Genomic DNA, 18,899 nt, shown 5'->3' on the forward strand with positions numbered 1-18,899 from the left:
TGAAAAGCTAACGATTCTGCGCAATTGCGCAGGTTTTCAAGGGGGGCAATCCAATGGTTAAGGGATTATCTATTGGACTGCTGGGTTAATAGCAAAGAAAATTACATGCGGAGTGAATTCCCGCGGAGGACTGTGCAATGAAAATATTACTTGCGGCACTGCTGGCTGCAGTGCTCGGCGTCAAGGCGCATGGGGCGGAAAATCTGGTGTTGGTAACCCTTGATGGCTTGCGCTGGCAGGAGGTTTTTTCCGGTTATGATCCGGAGCTGCTCAACCATGCAGATTATACCCGGAACAAAGAGCAGTTGGCGGAACAGTTTGGTGGAAAATCCACAGCGGAGAAGCGCCATAAACTTCTGCCATTTATGTGGGGCGAAATCGCGCAGGGCGGGGTGCTGGCCGGCAACCGCAACAGGGATTCCCGGGCCAATGTCACGAATCATTGGTGGTTTTCCTACCCCGGCTACAACGAGATTCTCACCGGCCGCGCAGACCCGGATATCGACTCCAATGATCCGGTTCCCAATGCCAATATCACTTTTTTGGAATGGCTGAATAAGCAGCCCGGATTCAAACACAAGGTGGCCGCTTTCGGCAGCTGGGGCGCCTTTCCCGCCATTGTCAACCGGGAGCGCAGTGGTGTTTTCGTCAACGCCGGCCTGGAGCCTGCGGACTGGCCCCGACTATCCCAGCGGGCTCAATTCCTCAATGATCTGCAGGGGCAACTGCCGGTTTTCTGGAAGGATGTAAGGCCCGATGCCTTTACCTACGGTCTGGCGAAGGAATATCTGCTGCAAGAAAAACCCAAGGTACTCTATATTGCCCTGGGGGAAACCGATGATTTTGCCCACGACAAGGAATATCACCAGTATTTGCTGTCTGCGCATCGCAGTGATGCATTCCTCGCCGACCTGTGGAACACGCTGCAGTCTATGGAAGCCTACCGGGGCAATACCAACCTGATTATCACCGTGGATCACGGCCGGGGAAATACCGCGGAGGCCTGGCCGCACCACGCCAGCGGGCCGGCGTTGGTGCAGTATTTTGGTAACAAGAACCAGCCCCACAAGGATGGTGTGGTGGGTTCGGACCAGATCTGGATAGCCGCCCTGGGCCCGGATATCGAGAGTCTTGGAGAAGTATCCGGCGGCGCGGACCTGTACCAGAACCAGGTGGCCGCTACGGCTCTGGCGCTACTGGGCTTTACCCCCGCTGATTTCGACCCGGAAGCCGGCCCGGCAATGAAACCGCTGATGAAGAAATAGCAGCCCCGTTTTTGCAGGCTGCTAGGGCCAACTCAGTTAGTGTGAACAGGCCGCAAATCAAGCATGTAACTGCTTGATTTGTGATGGATGGTTTGCGGACATGCACCGCAAACCCGGGTTGAGGAAAGCCAGGGAGGGCTTTTTCAACAACCTGCTAGGGTAGGGGGTTGAGTTGGGGGTTAGAGATGCAGGTTCAGGCCGATATAGGCGCCGCTGATGTCCAGGTCGGTCCCCAACTCGTCGATCCGCTTGAGGTTCATATTCATGGTACGGTAGCCCGCCTCCAGGCCCAGATCCAGAACCGGGGCGAAGTCCCAGCGCACCTTGGCGGTCAAATCGGTAACGGAGCCGCCCTTGTAGCCGGTGCCGTTGCCCTGGGCGATAGTCGACCAGCCGGTGAAAGGCAGGTCGAAGCGGGCCATACCGTAGAGCATAGGCAGGTAGCCGGCCAGTTCGACAGTTTCCGTCTGCAGATCGCTGGCCACGTCCAGTTGCCCGTCGTAACGCCGCGCGGTCAGGCCGAGATCGAGATTGACCCAGTTGTCCAGTAGTTCGTAGTAGAAGGTGGCATCGGTATAGCTTAAGTCCAGGTTCATGCCCACTGTGCTGTCCGCGGGGAAATAGAGATCGCCGAACCTCGCAGTTTCAGACAGGGTGGTATCGCCGTTGGTTTCGATGCTGCTGTGGGCCACCATAACATTTGGTATCAACGGAACCGGATGTTCGAGGGCCGCCTGAATAAAGGTGATGTTGTCCTCTGCCGGGTTGAAGCTTTCGATAGCGAAGTCGTCTCTGCCGATACCGCCGTCGTAAGAGGGTATCCAAACCCCCAGGCTGGCGTCGAAGCCCAGTATGGTATCGGCAGTGGCGGCACCACTGGCGGCGGCCATGCAGATGGCCAGGGTTATGTTTTTCATCGGCTTCCCTCTGTACTGTTTTGCGCGGAGTTTACTATTCTTTTTCCCGCCTAACGGTGCCGGCGGTACACTTTGGTTAATTTTTGTGATGGTTGTCAGGCTTTTCAGCCTGTTCCCGTTGGGCTGCCTCAAGCAGCAGTTGTCGCAGGGCACCGGCCGCATTGCTGAGCGTGCGGGCGCGGTGATGGATCACACCGAGATTGCGCAGGACTTCGAGTTTTTCAACCGGCAGCACCGCCAGGCTTTCGTCCACCAGGGTTTGCGGCAATACACTCCAGCCCAGTCCGACACCCGCCATCATTTTAATGGTCTCGAGGAAATTAGTGGCCAGTTTGGCGGTGAGTTTCAGTCCCCGGGCATCGAACGCCCGCTTGATCAGCCGTCCGGTATAGGTACTGAGGTCCGGCAGTATCGCCGGGTAATCCGAGAGGTCGGCGAGTTGCAGTTTTGGCTTCAGAGCCAGCGGGTGGTCCGGCGCCGCCACCACCACACAGGGATCCGGCCAGATAACCCTGGCCTCCAGACCCGGGTAGTCCTTCAGCGCCAGGGTCACCACCCCAAGTTCATACTCGCCCGCCACCAGTGCTTCGTACGCCTGTTCCGAATCGACGAAATCGATGTCCAGGGCCACGTTGGGATAGAGGTTGCTGAAGGACTTCAGTACTGGCGGCAGGTGGTGCAGGCCCACGTGGTGGCTGGTGGCGATGCGTAGACTGCCGGAGACCTCAGTGCCCAGGGTGTGGAGTTCGCGCTCCGCATCGCTCACCTCATTGAGAATATGCCGCGCCCGGGGCAGCAGCACACGCCCCGCCTGTGTGAGTTGCAGGCGCCGTCCTATGCGGTCGAACAGGGCGGTATCCAACTGTTGTTCCAGTGCCGCGAGGCGCTTGCTCACCGCTGGTTGCGTGAGGTGGAGGTGTGCGGCGGCATCCGATACAGAACCCTGTTCGGCGATGGCGAGAAAGGCTTTTAGCCACTGAATTTCCACACTCGGACCCTCCTCCGGGAAGTCAGCCCCCTCAGCCTGTCACGCGGCGGGAGCTGGCCTGGGGGATCTATTCCCTGTTGGACTAGTTTATATGATAAATATAAATTGATGTTATGCAATGTGCATGGCTAGACTGGCTCGAGCCAAAACCGAGGAGAAAAGGCCATGGGCGCTACTGCTGGTGGAAAGACACTCTACGACAAGCTCTGGCTTGACCATCTGGTCAAGAGCCGCGAAGACGGCACCGCACTGATTTATATAGACCGCCACTTGATTCACGAAGTGACCTCGCCGCAGGCGTTCGAGGGCCTGCGGCTGGCGGGCCGCAATCTGTGGCGCAGGGACTCGCTGGTGGCAACTCCCGACCACAATGTGCCTTCCGACAAAACCGAGCGCGCTGCGGGGGTTGCGGGTATTCGCGATGAGATAGCGCGCATTCAGGTGCAAACACTGGATGAGAACTGCCGGGACTTCGATGTGGTGCAGTTTGGCATCAATGAGCCGGGGCAGGGCATAGTGCACGTAATCGGCCCGGAGACAGGTGCAACTCTGCCGGGGATGACGGTGGTTTGCGGTGATTCCCACACTTCCACCCACGGCGCCCTCGGGGCTCTGGCACACGGCATCGGCACCTCCGAGGTGGAGCATGTGATGGCCACCCAGTGCCTTATCCAGAAAAAGATGAAAAACATGTTGGTGCGCGTGGACGGAAAGCTGCGCCTAGGGGTTACCGCGAAGGATGTGGTGCTGGCGATAATCGGCGAGATCGGTACCGCCGGCGGCACCGGCTACGCCATTGAATTCGGTGGTGAGGTGATCCGCTCCATGTCCATGGAGGGGCGCATGACCATCTGCAACATGGCGATAGAGGCGGGTGCCCGCGCGGGTATGGTGGCGGTGGACCAGGTGACCCTGGACTATGTGAAGGACCGGCCCTATGCACCGCAGGGGGAACAGTGGCAACAGGCGGTGGAGGCCTGGCGCCATCTGCACTCAGATAAGGATGCCGTATTCGATGCGGTGGTGGCGTTGCGCGGTGAGGAAATTGAACCCCAGGTGAGCTGGGGTACTTCGCCGGAGATGGTGGCACCCGTGAGTGCCGAGGTGCCGGATCCCGGCGCTGAAACCGATTCCACAAGGCGCGCCGGTATCGAGCGGGCGCTGGACTATATGGGCCTGCGCGCCGGGCAGAAAATCACCGAAATAAGGCTCGATCGCGTTTTCATTGGTTCCTGTACCAACTCCCGCATCGAGGATCTGCGCGCGGCTGCGGATATCGCCCGGGAGCGCAAAAAAGCGGACACGGTCAAACAGGTGCTGGTGGTGCCCGGCTCCCAGGCGGTCAAGGCCCAGGCGGAGAGGGAAGGACTCCACAAGGTTTTTATCGACGCCGGTTTCGAGTGGCGCGAGCCCTCCTGTTCCATGTGTCTGGCGATGAATGCGGACAAGCTGGGGGCCGGAGAGCACTGTGCGTCCACTTCCAACCGCAATTTCGAAGGGCGCCAGGGCTATGGCGGGCGCACACATCTGGTGAGCCCGGCCATGGCCGCTGCCGCGGCGATTAACGGTTATTTTGTCGACGTGCGGGATTTGCACCGGGAGGGCGGCCAATGAGAGCTTTTACCCAGCACAAGGGTCTGGTGGCACCTATGGACAGGGCCAATGTGGATACCGACCTGATTATTCCCAAGCAATTCCTGAAATCCATCAAGCGCACCGGTTTTGGGCCCAATCTGTTCGACGAACTGCGCTACCTGGATGAAGGTCAGCCGGGCCAGGATCACTCCAAGCGCCCGCTGAATCCGGAATTTGCACTCAATCGGGCGCGCTATCAGGGAGCTTCGGTGCTGCTGGCCCGGGAGAACTTCGGCTGCGGCTCCAGCCGTGAACACGCCCCCTGGGCGCTGGACGACTACGGCTTTCGCGCCGTCATAGCCCCGAGCTTTGCCGATATTTTTTTCAACAACTGCTTTAAGAACGGCCTTCTGCCCATAGTGCTCGAAGAGTCGATCGTGGACCAGTTGTTTGAGGAGACCCTGGCCCGGGAAGGCTACCAGCTCACCATCGATCTGGAACAACAGCAGGTGGTGAAGCCGGACGGTGCCTCCATTCCGTTCGAGGTGGATAGCTTTCGCAAACACTGTCTGCTGAACGGTTTCGACGATATCGGGCTGACGCTGGAGGATGCGGAGGATATTCGCGCCTACGAACAACAGCGTCGCCAGCGGGCACCCTGGCTGTTCAATGCGGTCCGGTAATGCCGGTTTACCATGGAATTGAGGAATCTGTCTTGAGTAAGAAAATTATGATTCTGCCGGGTGATGGTATAGGCCCGGAAATCGTCGCCCAGGCCAAGGCCGTGCTGGAGGCGGTTGATAAAAAATCCGGTCTCGGACTCGCTTTCGAGGAGGGCGAGATAGGTGGTGCCGCCATAGATAGCAGTGGTGAGCCCTTGACCGAGGAGACCCTTGAGGCGGCTGGCCAGTGCGATGCGGTATTGCTCGGCGCCGTCGGTGGCCCCAAGTGGGACCAGTTGGATCGGGACATAAGGCCGGAGAGGGGACTGTTGAAAATCCGCAGCCGCCTGGGTCTCTATGCCAATCTGCGCCCGGCCATACTCTATCCGCAGCTGGCCGACGCTTCGTCACTGAAAGCGGAAATAGTATCCGGCCTGGATATTCTCATAGTGCGTGAGCTTACCGGGGGTATTTATTTTGGTGAGCCGCGCGGCATTCGCGTGCTGGCCAACGGTGAACAGCAGGGTTTCAACACCTATGTGTACAGCGAATACGAAATAGAACGCATTGCGCGCACGGCGTTCGAAGCGGCGCGAAAGCGTCGCGGCCGGCTCTGTTCCGTGGACAAGGCCAATGTGCTGGAGGTGACGGTGCTGTGGCGCGAAGTGGTCGAGCGACTCGCGCCTGAGTACCCGGATGTGGAATTGTCCCATATGTATGTGGACAATGCCGCCATGCAACTGGTACGCGCGCCGAAGCAGTTCGACGTGATGGTTACCGGGAATATGTTCGGCGACATTCTGTCCGATGCGGCCGCCATGCTCACTGGCTCCATCGGTATGCTGCCGTCGGCTTCCCTGAATGAAACCGGTTTTGGCCTCTATGAGCCTTGTCACGGTTCAGCGCCGGATATTGCCGGGCAGGGTGTTGCCAACCCGCTCGCAACCATATTGTCCGCAGCCATGATGTTGCGCTATTCGCTGGATATGGACGGGGCTGCCGACCTAATTGAGCAGGCGGTACACAAGGTGCTGGACGAGGGGCTGCGCACCGCAGATATATTTACCCAGGGATGCAGGAAAGTTACTACCGCGGAGATGGGTGCAGCCGTGGTGAACGCCTTGTGACTCCAAAATCTAGTAATTCAGGCCGCCCGCGGCGCTTAACAGGTTGTTGAAATGAACAAAATCGGGTTTATCGGCTGGCGCGGCATGGTGGGTTCCGTGTTGATGGGGCGCATGCGGGAGGAAAATGATTTCGTCCATATTGCGGAGCCGTTGTTCTTCTCCACCTCCAATGCCGGTGGCGAAGCGCCCGACGTGGGGCGGGAATCGGCACCCCTGGGGGATGCCTACGATATCGACCTTCTGGCGCAGCAGGATGTCATCGTCAGCTGCCAGGGCGGCGACTACACCCAGCGGGTGTTTCCACAGCTGCGCGCCAGGGGCTGGGACGGTTACTGGATCGACGCCGCCTCCACCCTGCGCATGCAGGATGATGCCATTATTGTGCTGGACCCGGTCAATCGCGCGGTGATCGACCGGGGTATAGACGCCGGGATCAAAAACTTTATCGGTGGCAACTGCACCGTAAGTCTGATGTTGATGGGCCTCGGCGGCCTCTTCAAGGCGGGGCTGGTGGAATGGGTAAGCGCCATGACTTACCAGGCCGCCAGTGGAGCCGGGGCCAAAAACATGCGCGAGCTGATCACCCAGATGGGTGCGATTCGCGATGGTGTCGCCACCGAACTGGCCGATCCCGCCAGCGCGATATTGGATATAGACCGCAAGGTAGCCGCCACCATGCGCGCGCCCAGCTTCCCCATCGCCGAGTTCGGGGCGCCGCTGGCAGGCAGTCTGCTGCCATGGATTGATCGCCACATGGAGGGCGGTCAGAGCCGCGAGGAGTGGAAGGCGCAGGTGGAGGCCAACAAGATCCTCGACACGGGCGAAACAGTGTCGGTGGATGGTACCTGTGTGCGTATCGGGGCCATGCGCTGCCACAGCCAGGGGTTTACCATCAAGCTCAAGCGGAATCTGCCACTGGCGGACCTGACACAGCTGATCGCCGGTGCCAATGATTGGGTGAAAGTGGTGCCCAACGAGCGCGAAGCTACACTGGCGCAACTTAGTCCAACTGCGGTGACCGGTGGGCTCGAAGTCCCTGTGGGACGCCTGCGCAAGTTGAATATGGGACCCGAATATCTGAATGCCTTCAGCGTCGGTGATCAGTTATTGTGGGGCGCTGCGGAACCCTTGCGCCGCGCGCTGCTGATTCTGCTGGGTAGACTTTAAGCAACCCTGTCAGATTACTAAAACCCATTCCCATTAACCCGGCAATCCGATGGGCGACTCTCTATCATTCCGAAGTGCCGCCCTTTACCCGGCAGCGGCATATCCTTGTATCCCACTGACCCGGCAACTTATTCAATAGTTGCTGCGGTGGGTCGCGGCGGCTATACAGGCAGGTATAATCGGCCGGTTTTTTTTACAGCTGCAATTGGATAAGTGATCGGATATGTCGGAATCAGAGCGCGAACTGGTGGTTGTGGGAGTCAACAACGCCGTCATTTCACCCCTGTTGGAGCTATTGGAAGAGCGCCAGACGGTCAAGCCGGAACAGTTGCGCCTATTGGAGGCGGAGGACTGTGAAGCGGATCCCCAGGTATTTGCCAATCGCTCCATCGCGGCCCAGTCACTGGAGGCGTTTGTTTTTGCGCCAGGACAGATAGTTGTGCTGCTGAAGAGCGGCCCGGAGGCCCAAGCGGCCATGGCCGCGGCGGAACAGGCCGGGGCCTGGATACTGGATGCGACGGGGAATGCCCGCGGTGACGAGACGGCCTTGCTGGTGCACCCGCTGGTAAATACCGCGGACATCGCCGTTGCCGAGCGCCGCCTGCTGGTGTTGCCGGTGGCGGGTGCGGCCATGGTGGTTGAGGCACTGCTGCCTTTGCGCAGCCTGCTGAAATCGGCGGAAGTAACGCTCAACCAGCCGGTGTCAGCGCTGGGTAAAGCGGCGGTGGATGCCATGGCTGCGCAGACTGCACAGATGTTCAATGCGCAGGATGTGGAAGTGGACCCGGAAATCGGCCAGCGACTGGCGTTTAATATCCTGAGTTCCAGTGAGCCACCGCTACCCAGTGGCCACAACCTAACGGAGCTGTCACTGGTGCACGATCTGCAGCGCCTACTGGGGGACGAGATTGCGGTCGACGCTACAGTTAACACAGCCTCGGTGTTTCACGGCCAACTAGCCAATGTGCGTGTCCTACTGCAAACCCCGACAGACCTGGAACAGTTGCGCAGACTGCTGGGTAATGGCGCGCGGTTGGAAATGGTCGAGCGGCCGTCGGCGGCGGAGGCGGTAGGCCGTGATACGACCCTGATTGGACGTTTGCGGACGAGCCTTTTGCACCCCGGTCAGATTGAATTTTGTACGGCTTCGGATAATTTGCGCAAAGATTTGGCTATGAATTGTGTGCAGATTGTTCACTTGTTGCTAAAAAACCATTGATAATTAATACTTAGCGGCCATAGTGAAGGTGTGTTATTAACTTTCAGTACCGCTTGGGGAGGCGATTGGTACGCCAGTGGAGCAGTACTGAATTTGCGGCAAAGCCCCCATTGGACGTTTACTGTACAGTGAAGGGGTTTTCTAAGGCACACTTTGCGAAAACCCGGATGGTTCTAACAATAAAGGGAATCGGATATGCGTGTGCGAAAGCTGGCACTTGCTGTAGGTCTGGTCAGCGCGCTGGTTGGCAATGGCGCTCTGGCGCTGGGTCTCGGTGAGATCAAGCTGAACTCGACACTCAACCAGCCACTGGAGGCGGAAATCAATCTACTCCAGACCCGTGGACTTTCGGACGGTGAGATCAAGGTGCGTCTCGCCAGCCCGGAGGATTTTGAGCGGGCCGGGGTCGACAGATCTTATTTGCTGACGGAACTGGATTTCGATGTGGACTTTTCCTCCGCGCAGCCGAAAATCCGTATTTCCAGCCATGAACCCATCCGCGAGCCCTTCCTGAATTTCCTGGTGGAAACCCGCTGGCCCAGTGGCCGTCTGCTGCGGGAATATACCCTGTTGATGGATTTGCCGGCTTTTGCCGAAAAGGCGGCACCGGAACCGGTGCGCGCCGCCCCGCGCGAGCGCCAGCAGGTACGCCGCGAACCCGCGCGGCCCTCGGTGCAGACATCCCCCGCCCCTCAGACGGCGGAACCGGTAGTGGAAAGTGTTCCCGCTCCGGAGCCCGCGGCGGAACCGCGGGCTGAAGAACAGCCACCGGTGGACGAGCCGCTGGAGCTGTCGCCCGGTGGGCAGGCCGGCAGCAGCCACGTATACGGTCCGGTGGTGGCCAACCAGACTTTGTGGCAAATAGCGCTGGACAGCCGTACGGACCGGCGCCTGTCGGTACAGCAGACCATGCTGGCGATTCAGCGCCTGAATCCGGAAGCATTTATCGACAACAATATCAATTTGCTCAAACGCGGCGTGGTGCTGCGCCTGCCCAGTGCCGATGAAATTCGCAACCTGACGCACACCCAGGCCATCGCCCAGGTGGCGGTGCAGAATGATTCCTGGCGCGGCCGTGGCGTCGGTGGCGAAGTCGCGACCGGTGCCCCGCTCGACGGGCGTGCGGTGGTGGGGGAAACCGCTTCCAGCGATACGTTGGAGGGGCGCGTGAGCCTGGCCGCACCGGGAGACAATGAATCGGTGCTGTCCGGTTCCGGTAGCGGTGCCGAAGACAGCGAGGCGCTGTCCGGAGAGCTGGCAGTTGCGGAAGAGGAACTCGACAAGCAGCGGCTGGAAAATGCGGAGCTGCAGGAGCGGATTTCCGAGCTTGACGAGCAGATCGACACCATGGAGCGGATGGTTGAAGTTTCCAATGAGGAAATGCAGGCCATTCAAACCGCGGCGGAGCAGAGTAATGCCGTTGAAGAGGAGTCCCCGGGCGCAGATACCGGGGAAGTGTCTGTGCAGGAGGCGGACGAGGCCGAGATGCCGACCGCAGCGGAGGAAGTGCCTGCGATAGAGGAGCCGGTTGAAAATATCGACCGCAACCGTGTTGTCAGCGTGCAGACGAAACCCGAGCCGACGCTGCTGGATTGGGCCGCGCAACATATGCGCCTGATCGGAATCGGAGCGGCCATTCTGCTGGCGGGCCTGTTCGGTTTCTTCAGCTGGCGCCGTCGCCGTGAAGAAGAGAAAGCCATGCGCGAGATCGAAGCGGAGATGGCCGCCGAGCGGGCGCTGGCGGATGCACCTTCAGTGGATGATCGGGATGAAAACCTGGCGGCAGTGGAATCCTTCGAAGCCGCCAGTGACCTGGAAATGGATGACCTGGGGGGTATCGGTACCGACGATCCTATCGCCGAGGCGGAGATCCACTTGTCCCTGGGACAGTATCGGGAAGCGGAAAACAAGCTCCTGGCTGGCCTCGGGCAGTCTCCCCAGAATATAGACGCGCGGCTGATGTTGTTGGAAGTCTATGCCAATGCGCAGGATCTGGATAAATTCGACAGCCACTATCGCGAGCTGCTGGCGGTGAGCGATGGTCCGGCCGCAGACAGGGCCGCGCACCTGCGCGAAGGCATCGCCGGGGCGCCACCGTTCGAAGCGCCGGCAATGGATTTGTCCAGCGAGTCCCTGGAGGCCGCCCAGCTCGATGATATCAGTGCCTCCCTGGGTGAGGATGTGGCCCCGGTGGAAGCGGATGAGGGGTCATCCTTGCTGGATGATCTGATGGCGGATATTCCCGATGAGAGTCGGCCGGCACAGGATCCCGCCGGCGAGGAAGAGTTCTCTCTCGACCTGGGACTCGAATCCGATGTCGGTGGCAGTATTGACGATACCGATGAGCAGCAGCTTGCCTCCGCGGAGGAGTTCAATCTGGACGACCTGATTCCCGGGGGACTGGATCTGGAAGGGAATGAGGGGCTGGAGTCAGAGCCCGCCGGCGGCACGACGGAGATATTGCACCAGGGGGATGCGGACAGTGGTTTGGACTTTGACCTGGACCTGTCGCCCACAGAGGGGGGGGAAGCAATTGAGTCCGGCAGTGGGGAGATGCCGACTCTGGACCTGGATGGGGATTTCACCCCCGATACCGCAGTGGATCCGGCGCCACAGGAAGCGGATGAGACAACGGAAGAGTTGGAGACTTTTGGCGTGGAGTTGGACGGGGAGCTGGATCTCGATCTGGACTCCATCAACCTCGACGACATAGCCGCGGACTTGCCCCAGGACGGCGATCTGGCCGTGGCACCCGAGACCCGCGCGGAAGCGGCCCAGCCGGTGCAAGGCAGTTCGGCACAGGAGGCGCCTGCAGAGGACCTGGGCGCGGACCTCGGCGACTTGGGTTTCGATCTCGAGGGAGACCTGGACTCGGAGCTTAACCTGCTGGATGGCGGTGACGAGGTGGGTACCAAACTGGAGCTGGCACAGGCCTACCTGGATATGGGTGATAAAGACGGAGCCAGGGATATACTTGCTGAAGTGGTGGAAGAGGCTTCGGGAGATCAGCAGACACAGGCCCGGGAGATGCTGGAGCGTTTGGCGTAATCGCCCGCTTCGGCACCCAAAGAGACCTCGCCTAAACGGCGGGGTTTTTTATTTTCAGGCACCGTCGACAGACGTTGCCGCGCACAGCGGGGAGCCGCGCAGGAAATGGCCAGCCAGTACCATTACAAACCCAACGGTGAAGTGCCGCCGGGCGAGCAACTGCCGCCGGGGGTGCGACGCTATGCTTTGGGCGTGGAGTACTGCGGTGCCCGTCTACATGGGTTCCAGAAGCAGCGGTCCGCGTCGCGCACGGTACAGGCATTTCTGGAACAAGCCCTGTCCTCCATAGCGGCAATGCCCACAGCCGTGGTGTGCGCCGGGCGCACCGATGCGGGCGTGCACGCCACCAACCAGGTGGTGCATTTTGACACCAGCGCGCAGCGCCCGCTACGGGCCTGGGTGCAGGGTGTGAACACCCTGCTGCCGGACGAGGTGCGGGTAGGCTGGGCGGCGGAAGTGGCCCCGCAGTTCCATGCGCGTTTTTCCGCCACCGCCCGCAGTTATCGCTACCTGATACACAGTGCGCCGGTGCGCTCGGCGCTCAGTTCAGCCGAGGTAACCTGGACCCGGCACCCGCTGGACCTGGGAGCCATGCGTAGGGGTGCCGCGCACCTGCTGGGATGCCATGATTTCACGAGTTTTCGCGCCAGCCAGTGCCAGGCCAGGAATCCGGTGCGGGAAATCACCCGGCTCGATATTGCCCAACTGGGTCCGCTGATTGTGCTGGAAATCAGGGCCAACGCTTTTTTGCACCATATGGTGCGCAATATCTCCGGGGCGCTGATGTCGGTGGGGCGGCGAGAGCGGGCACCGGAGTGGATAGCCGAGGTGTTGGCTGCCCGGGACCGCACCAGGGCGGGTGTTACCGCCCCCCCCTTTGGTCTCTATCTGGTGGAGGTCGAATACCCGGAGGAATTCCCCTTGCCCCGGCGGGCACCCGGGCCCCTGCTGGTACCCTTACCCCTGGGTGGACTGCCGCTTGCCTGACCCGAATTTACGTAGCTGACCCCTTTCCGGTTGTTTTGTACAAGCTGCCGGAGGGCGGGGCTCCCAGGCCGCTGGATTCCGCCACCTGTGCGGATCTGGTAGTATCGCCAGCTACTTTTTTTTAAGCGCCATTCGGCGACCAGTGTCCATGCAAGTAAAAATCTGTGGCATCACCCGGCCAGAGGACGCCATTATGGCTGTGACACTGGGTGCGGATGCTCTGGGAATGGTGTTCTATCCGCACAGTCCGCGCTGTGTCTCTCTAGACAGGGCCGCCGGGATTGCGGCAGCGGTGCCGCCCTTTGTCACCCTGGTGGGACTGTTTGTCGACGCGGATGCGGCGCAGGTAAGAGAGGTCCTGGATCGGGTGCCCTTGAATCTGTTGCAGTTTCACGGCGCTGAGTCCGCAGACTATTGCCAGCAGTTCGGACGTCCCTATATCAAGGCGCTGCGTATGAAGGAGGACCTGGACGTCGCCGGCACCATGGCGCGGTATCCCCAGGCGCGGGGTCTTCTGCTGGATGCCTTTAGGCCGGGAGTGCCCGGAGGTACCGGTGAGACCTTCGACTGGCAGAGGGTACCCCGGGACAGCGGCCGGCAGATTATTCTGGCCGGCGGCCTGAGTCCGGAAAATGTGGCGCAAGCGATTGTGATAGCGCAACCACAGGCAGTGGATGTGAGCGGCGGCGTGGAGGCCTCGCCGGGGTGCAAAGACGAGCGCAAGGTTGCCGAATTTATACGTGCCGCCAGGTGCCGGGTTTGAAACTCCGGCGCACAGTTACAATTGAAGTGCCCCTAATCGGCAGGGAGAAGGGTGATAGCGTGAAGGACATAGAGCATTGAACGATCGAGATACAGTGAATTATTCAGCCTTTCCGGATGCCGAAGGCCATTTTGGCCCCTATGGCGGCCGCTTCGTGTCGGAGACCCTGGTGGATGCCCTGGACCAGCTCCAGGCGATGTATTTCAGTCTCAGGGACGACCCGGAGTTCCGCGCCGCCTTCGATCGCGACCTGGCCCATTATGTAGGCCGTCCCTCTCCCCTGTATCTGGCGGAGCGGCTCACCGCTGAAGCGGGCGGTGCGCGCATCTGGCTGAAGCGGGAGGATCTCAACCACACGGGTGCGCACAAGGTTAACAACACAGTGGGGCAGGCGCTGCTGGCCAAGCACAGTGGCAAGCGCCGGGTGATCGCGGAGACCGGCGCCGGCCAGCACGGAGTGGCGACGGCAACGGTGGCGGCACGGCTGGGGTTGGAGTGCGTCGTCTATATGGGTGCCGAGGACGTCAGGCGCCAGTCGCCAAACGTGTACCGGATGAAGCTTCTGGGAGCTGAGGTGGTTCCGGTGCAGTCCGGTTCCAAAACCCTCAAGGATGCCATGAACGAGGCCATGCGCGACTGGGTGACCAATGTCGATGACACCTTTTACATTATCGGCACCGTGGCTGGCCCCCATCCCTACCCACAGCTGGTGCGGGATTTCAATTCAGTCATAGGCCGCGAGGCGCGTCGCCAAAGCCTCGAGCAGTTTGGCCGTCTGCCGGATGCGCTGGTGGCCTGCGTCGGTGGCGGGTCCAACGCTATAGGACTCTTTCACCCCTTTCTCGACGATGCCGCGGTAAAAATGTTCGGCGTCGAGGCGGGTGGAGAGGGCCTTGCCAGCGGTCGCCACGCGGCCCCGCTCAACGACGGTGTGCCCGGAATACTGCACGGCAACCGCACCTATCTGATGGAGGACGAGGACGGTCAGATTATCGAGACCCATTCGGTGTCGGCTGGCCTGGACTATCCCGGTGTCGGTCCGGAACACGCCTGGTTGAAGGATATCGGCCGTGTCGATTATGTGGTGGCGGACGATGCGGAAGCGCTCAGCGCCTTTCGTCTGCTGACGCGGAAAGAGGGTATTCTGCCAGCGCTGGAGTCGAGTCACGCTGTGGCCTATGGCCTCAAGCTGGCCGCCGGCCTTTCGCCGGAGCAGAATATCGTGATCAACCTCTCCGGTCGTGGGGACAAGGATATTTTTACCGTTGCCGCCATTGATGGCATCGAAGTCTAGGAGTGATGCCGGTGAGTGAGGAAATGCAAAACCGTATTGATCGACGCTTCGCCGCCCTGCGCGCCCAGGGACGCAAGGCGCTGGTCACCTATATCGTTGCCGGAGACGGCGGTGTGGACCATACAGTGTCCCTGATGCACCAGCTGGTGGCCAGTGGCAGTGACCTGATTGAACTGGGGGTGCCTTTTTCCGACCCCATGGCCGAGGGCCCGGTCATTCAGAGGGGCCACGAGAGGGCGCTGGCCCAGGGCACTTCGCTGCGCAGATGCCTGCAAATGGTGGGGGAGTTTCGCAAGGGGGACAGCGATACGCCGGTGATACTGATGGGCTACGCCAATCCCATCGAGAAAATGGGGGCGCAAAGCTTTGCCGAGGCGGCGCAGGCCGCCGGGGTGGATGGCGCCTTGACGGTGGATCTGCCGGCGGAGGAGGCGGGGCCGCTCAACGAACTGCTGAAAGAGCGCGGCCTGCGCAATATCTTTTTGCTGACGCCCACCACCAGCGAAGAGCGTATGCGCACTATCTGTGGGCTGGCCAGTGGTTTTGTCTACTATGTTTCCCTGAAGGGTGTCACCGGCGCCGGCAATTTGGACCCGGTGTCCGTTGGTGAGAAGCTGCATCAGATCCGCCGCTTAACCGATTTGCCACTGTGTGTGGGCTTTGGAATCAAGGATGGGGCCTCCGCACGCCTGGTGAGCGAACACGGCGATGGCGCCGTGGTGGGCAGTGTGCTGGTAGCGGCGGTGGGTGAATCCGCGACCGCAGACGCAGCGCGTCAGGCCGTGGCGGAACTGGTCAGCGAAATACGCGCAGGGCTCGACAATTGAGCGTCCATCGCTGGGTGCACCTGGCCAGAAAGCCTAAATTGGCGGCCGAACCCGCCGGGTTTCCGGCGAACACTAGTGTTTTAATGCTCAACCTCAACGCCAAAGGTCAGTAGTCGCCACTGGCCCTGCCAAGCATCGGGATTTGCAAACAATATGAGCTGGTTAGAAAAAATTGTTCCCGCGGTCATTCGCACTGAGCGTCGCGCCGGTGCCAGCAAAGTGCCGGAAGGGGTCTGGAAGAAGTGCGTCAAGTGCGATGCAATGCTGTACCGCCCGGAATTGGAGCGCAACCTGGATGTGTGCCCCAAGTGCGATCACCATATGCGGATTGGTGCCCGCCGCCGGCTGGATATCTTTCTGGACCCGGAGGGGCGGGAGGAACTGGCCACCGACGTCCTGCCGGTGGACCGGCTGAAATTCAAGGATGTGAAGAAATACAAGGACCGCCTGACTCAGGCGCAGAAAGCCACTGGCGAAAAGGACGCGCTGGTAGCCATGCGCGGTACTCTGGAAGGCAGGCCACTGGTGGCGGTGGCGTTCGAATTTGCGTTTCACGGCGGTTCCATGGGCTACGTGGTGGGCGAGCGCTTTACCCGCGCGGCGCAGCTGGCGCTGGAGGAGAGAATGCCCCTGGTCTGTTTTTCCGCTACCGGAGGCGCGCGGATGCAGGAGGCACTGATCTCCCTGATGCAGATGGCCAAGACGTCCGCGGTGCTGGAGAAAATGAAAACCGCCGGTGTGCCCTATATCTCGGTGATGACCGATCCGGTCTACGGTGGTGTTTCTGCGTCGCTGGCATTGCTGGGTGATATCAATGCTGCCGAACCGGGCGCGCGGGCTGGATTTGCCGGCCCCAATATCATCGAGCAGACGATTCGCCAGAAACTGCCCAAAGGCTTCCAGCGCAGTGAATTTCTGCTGGAGCACGGCGCCATCGATATGATCATCCCGCGCGGCGAAATGCGTGCAACTGTGGCGCGCCTGCTGGGCAAACTGTTTCGGGATTGAAATCCCGCCCCCGGCGGCGCCAGGGCGATACCGGGCTTTGGTACCCGGAGCTTTTCACTCGCCGTCGATTCGCGCAATAACCATTGCAATAGCCACCGACACCATCAACAATCGCGGTGGTTTTCCCCTTTTATGTCGACTTCTGGAGTAAGCCATGAGTGAGCTGCAGACCTGGCTCGAACGGCTGGAACAGTTGCACCCGGTAGAGATAGAACTTGGACTGTCGCGGGTCGCGGAGGTGGCGCGCCGGTTGGGGGTGCAGAAGCCCGCACCAAGGGTTATCACTGTGGGCGGTACCAACGGCAAGGGCTCCTGTGTCGCCGTAATGGAAGCGCTGCTGTGTGCCGGCGGGCACCGGGTGGCTGCCTATACGTCACCACATTTACTGCGCTTCAACGAGCGGGTGCGCATCGACGGGCGGGAGGTGGACGATGTCGCCCTGGTGCAGGCGTTCGAAGCGGTGGAGCGGGTGCGGGGTGAAATCAGCCTGACCTATTTTGAGTTTTCCACCCTCGCTGCCCTGTGGCTGTTCCAGCGCGCCGGGGTCGAGTATGCGCTGTTGGAAGTGGGACTGGGCGGGCGTCTGGATGCGGTGAACCTGGTGGATGCGGACCTGGCCATTATCACCAGTGTGGCGGTGGACCACGAAGCCTGGCTGGGCAGCGACCGCGAAGCCATAGGCCGGGAGAAGGCGGGTATACTGCGGCCGGCGAGTCCGTTTGTCTGCGCCGATCCGGAGCCACCCCTGTCGGTGGTTTCCTCGGCCTCCAGCCAGGGGGCGCGCAGCTACTTCATCAATCGCGATTTCGCCCTTAGCGACGGCAGCTACCGGTTTGGTGACCTGCGCGTCGAGATCCCCCCGATCAGCCTGCCGCCCAACAGTATCGCCGCCGCTATAACCGGTGTGGCGCTGTTGGACGGCCTTCCCGCGTGCAGTCTGGAGTCGGTACTGCGGGGAATCTGCCTGCCCGGGCGCTGCCAGCAGCTCCACTGGCGCGGGCGCTCGCTGCTATTGGATGTGGGGCACAATCCGGCCGCCGCGCAATATCTGGCCGGCTGGCTGGCGGCGAACCCTGTGGAGGGGACAAATCATGCACTGCTGGCGGCGATGGCCGACAAGGACCTGTCCGGGCTGGTCGCGCCACTGGCGCCGCTGGTGGACAGGTGGCAGTTGGCGCTGCTGCCGGAGAACGACCGCGCCGCCGGCTGCACTGAGCTGAGAGCCGCGCTGGAAGGGGTGGGTATAGCCGCGCAGGCTATTGAGCCGCGCTGCGAGCCGGTGGCGGAGGGGTTCGAACTGGCCCTGAGCGCCCTCGGCGAGCGGGACAGGTTGCTTGTCTTCGGTTCTTTCTTTACCGTGGCCGGGGTTCTGCAATATATACGGGATAGGAGTGATGGCGAGTCGGGGTAGTGACCCGGTGTCCACCGGGAGATTGAGCGATGGCTTTAAGCAGCGCCTGGTCGGTGCCCTGGTGCTGGTGGCGTTGGGGGTGATCTTTCTTCCCAGCCTGTTCGACCGCGAAGGCGCCCGCTATGTCGACGCCACCAGCCAGATACCGCCAGCTCCGGAGATTCAACCGATCGCCATTGCCGACCCGGTGCCCGTGGCCGATGCTGTGCCGACGCCGGAACCGGAGCAGGTCTTTCAGCCGGGCCCCGGCAGCCCCGACGGCGAGTCCAGCCGCGGGGAGCAAGAGAGTACCCTTGCGGAGGACGGGCAGCGGCAAACCGCTGGGGATGAGTCCGCTGCGGAAAAAGAATCCCCACCCTTACTGGATGCCGATGGCCTGCCACAGGCCTGGGTGGTGCAGGTGGCCTCCTACCGCGACCAGGGCCGCGCAGAGCAGTTGCGCGGCCGCCTGATGGATGAGGGCTACAAAGCCTATACCCGACCCGTGACGACCGCCAGGGGGCGCTTTGTACGGGTGTTCGTTGGCCCCAAACTGAACCGGGCTGATGCCCAATTGGTCAAGCAGGAGCTGGATCAGCTGTTGGATATCCAGACTCTGGTACTGCGCTTCAGGTCCTGACGCCGGTTGCCTGCCTGGTGCC

Annotated in this window: 16 protein-coding genes; 14 read left to right on the top strand and 2 right to left on the bottom strand. The window is 60.8% G+C overall.

Annotated features, from left to right (window positions below; translation table 11 throughout):
- The first annotated feature begins 137 nt into the window (after positions 1–137).
- Entirely contained in the window at positions 138–1,265 is a 1,128-nt protein-coding gene (locus AB1S50_RS05235; protein ID WP_367149417.1) for an alkaline phosphatase family protein, read from the top strand.
- 179 nt (positions 1,266–1,444) lie between these two features.
- Here the strand turns inward: AB1S50_RS05235 and AB1S50_RS05240 are convergent, their stop codons facing one another.
- Both AB1S50_RS05240 and AB1S50_RS05245 read right to left on the bottom strand, forming a co-directional pair.
- Complete coding sequence (locus tag AB1S50_RS05240) at positions 1,445–2,182, bottom strand: TIGR04219 family outer membrane beta-barrel protein (protein WP_367149418.1); 738 nt, start codon at positions 2,180–2,182, stop codon at positions 1,445–1,447.
- 76 nt (positions 2,183–2,258) lie between these two features.
- Positions 2,259–3,170, bottom strand: coding sequence for a LysR family transcriptional regulator (locus AB1S50_RS05245; RefSeq protein WP_367149419.1), 912 nt, complete (start codon positions 3,168–3,170; stop codon positions 2,259–2,261).
- A gap of 165 nt (positions 3,171–3,335) precedes the next feature.
- Between AB1S50_RS05245 and leuC the strand changes: the two genes are divergently transcribed.
- The 13 genes from leuC (at position 3,336) to AB1S50_RS05310 (ending at position 18,877) form a co-directional block, all read left to right on the top strand.
- A complete protein-coding gene (leuC, locus tag AB1S50_RS05250; protein WP_367149420.1) occupies positions 3,336–4,784 on the top strand; it encodes a 3-isopropylmalate dehydratase large subunit in 1,449 nt (482 codons plus the stop codon).
- The gene (gene leuD / locus AB1S50_RS05255) at positions 4,781–5,428 is read left to right on the top strand and encodes a 3-isopropylmalate dehydratase small subunit (protein WP_367149421.1); all 648 of its coding nucleotides are present in this window, start codon (positions 4,781–4,783) and stop codon (positions 5,426–5,428) included. The genes leuC and leuD overlap by 4 nt, the downstream gene beginning before the upstream one ends.
- Before the next feature lie 32 nt (positions 5,429–5,460).
- Positions 5,461–6,534, top strand: coding sequence for a 3-isopropylmalate dehydrogenase (gene leuB / locus AB1S50_RS05260; protein ID WP_367149422.1), 1,074 nt, complete (start codon positions 5,461–5,463; stop codon positions 6,532–6,534).
- Positions 6,535–6,585: 51 nt separating this feature from the next.
- Complete coding sequence (gene asd / locus AB1S50_RS05265; RefSeq protein WP_367149423.1) at positions 6,586–7,701, top strand: aspartate-semialdehyde dehydrogenase; 1,116 nt, start codon at positions 6,586–6,588, stop codon at positions 7,699–7,701.
- A gap of 223 nt (positions 7,702–7,924) precedes the next feature.
- A complete protein-coding gene (locus AB1S50_RS05270) occupies positions 7,925–8,920 on the top strand; it encodes an Asd/ArgC dimerization domain-containing protein (protein ID WP_367149424.1) in 996 nt (331 codons plus the stop codon).
- Positions 8,921–9,115: 195 nt separating this feature from the next.
- Positions 9,116–11,968: a FimV/HubP family polar landmark protein gene (locus AB1S50_RS05275; RefSeq protein WP_367149426.1), complete on the top strand. Its 2,853-nt coding sequence runs from the start codon at positions 9,116–9,118 to the stop codon at positions 11,966–11,968.
- Positions 11,969–12,073: 105 nt separating this feature from the next.
- Complete coding sequence (truA, locus tag AB1S50_RS05280; RefSeq protein WP_367149427.1) at positions 12,074–12,955, top strand: tRNA pseudouridine(38-40) synthase TruA; 882 nt, start codon at positions 12,074–12,076, stop codon at positions 12,953–12,955.
- 148 nt (positions 12,956–13,103) lie between these two features.
- A complete protein-coding gene (locus AB1S50_RS05285; protein WP_367149428.1) occupies positions 13,104–13,718 on the top strand; it encodes a phosphoribosylanthranilate isomerase in 615 nt (204 codons plus the stop codon).
- 76 nt (positions 13,719–13,794) lie between these two features.
- Positions 13,795–15,012, top strand: coding sequence for a tryptophan synthase subunit beta (trpB, locus tag AB1S50_RS05290; RefSeq protein WP_367149429.1), 1,218 nt, complete (start codon positions 13,795–13,797; stop codon positions 15,010–15,012).
- A gap of 23 nt (positions 15,013–15,035) precedes the next feature.
- On the top strand, positions 15,036–15,839 hold the full coding sequence (gene trpA, locus AB1S50_RS05295; RefSeq protein ID WP_367149489.1) for a tryptophan synthase subunit alpha: 804 nt from the start codon (positions 15,036–15,038) through the stop codon (positions 15,837–15,839).
- 153 nt (positions 15,840–15,992) lie between these two features.
- Positions 15,993–16,847 (top strand): acetyl-CoA carboxylase, carboxyltransferase subunit beta, encoded by an 855-nt coding sequence (gene accD, locus AB1S50_RS05300; protein WP_367149430.1) that lies wholly within the window; start codon positions 15,993–15,995, stop codon positions 16,845–16,847.
- A 154-nt stretch (positions 16,848–17,001) separates the two neighbouring features.
- Positions 17,002–18,258: a bifunctional tetrahydrofolate synthase/dihydrofolate synthase gene (gene folC, locus AB1S50_RS05305; RefSeq protein WP_367149431.1), complete on the top strand. Its 1,257-nt coding sequence runs from the start codon at positions 17,002–17,004 to the stop codon at positions 18,256–18,258.
- Entirely contained in the window at positions 18,242–18,877 is a 636-nt protein-coding gene (locus tag AB1S50_RS05310; RefSeq protein ID WP_367149432.1) for an SPOR domain-containing protein, read from the top strand. The genes folC and AB1S50_RS05310 overlap by 17 nt, the downstream gene beginning before the upstream one ends.
- Positions 18,878–18,899: the final 22 nt, after the last annotated feature.

The organism is Microbulbifer discodermiae (assembly GCF_040742695.1).
Classification (GTDB): Bacteria; Pseudomonadota; Gammaproteobacteria; order Pseudomonadales; family Cellvibrionaceae; genus Microbulbifer.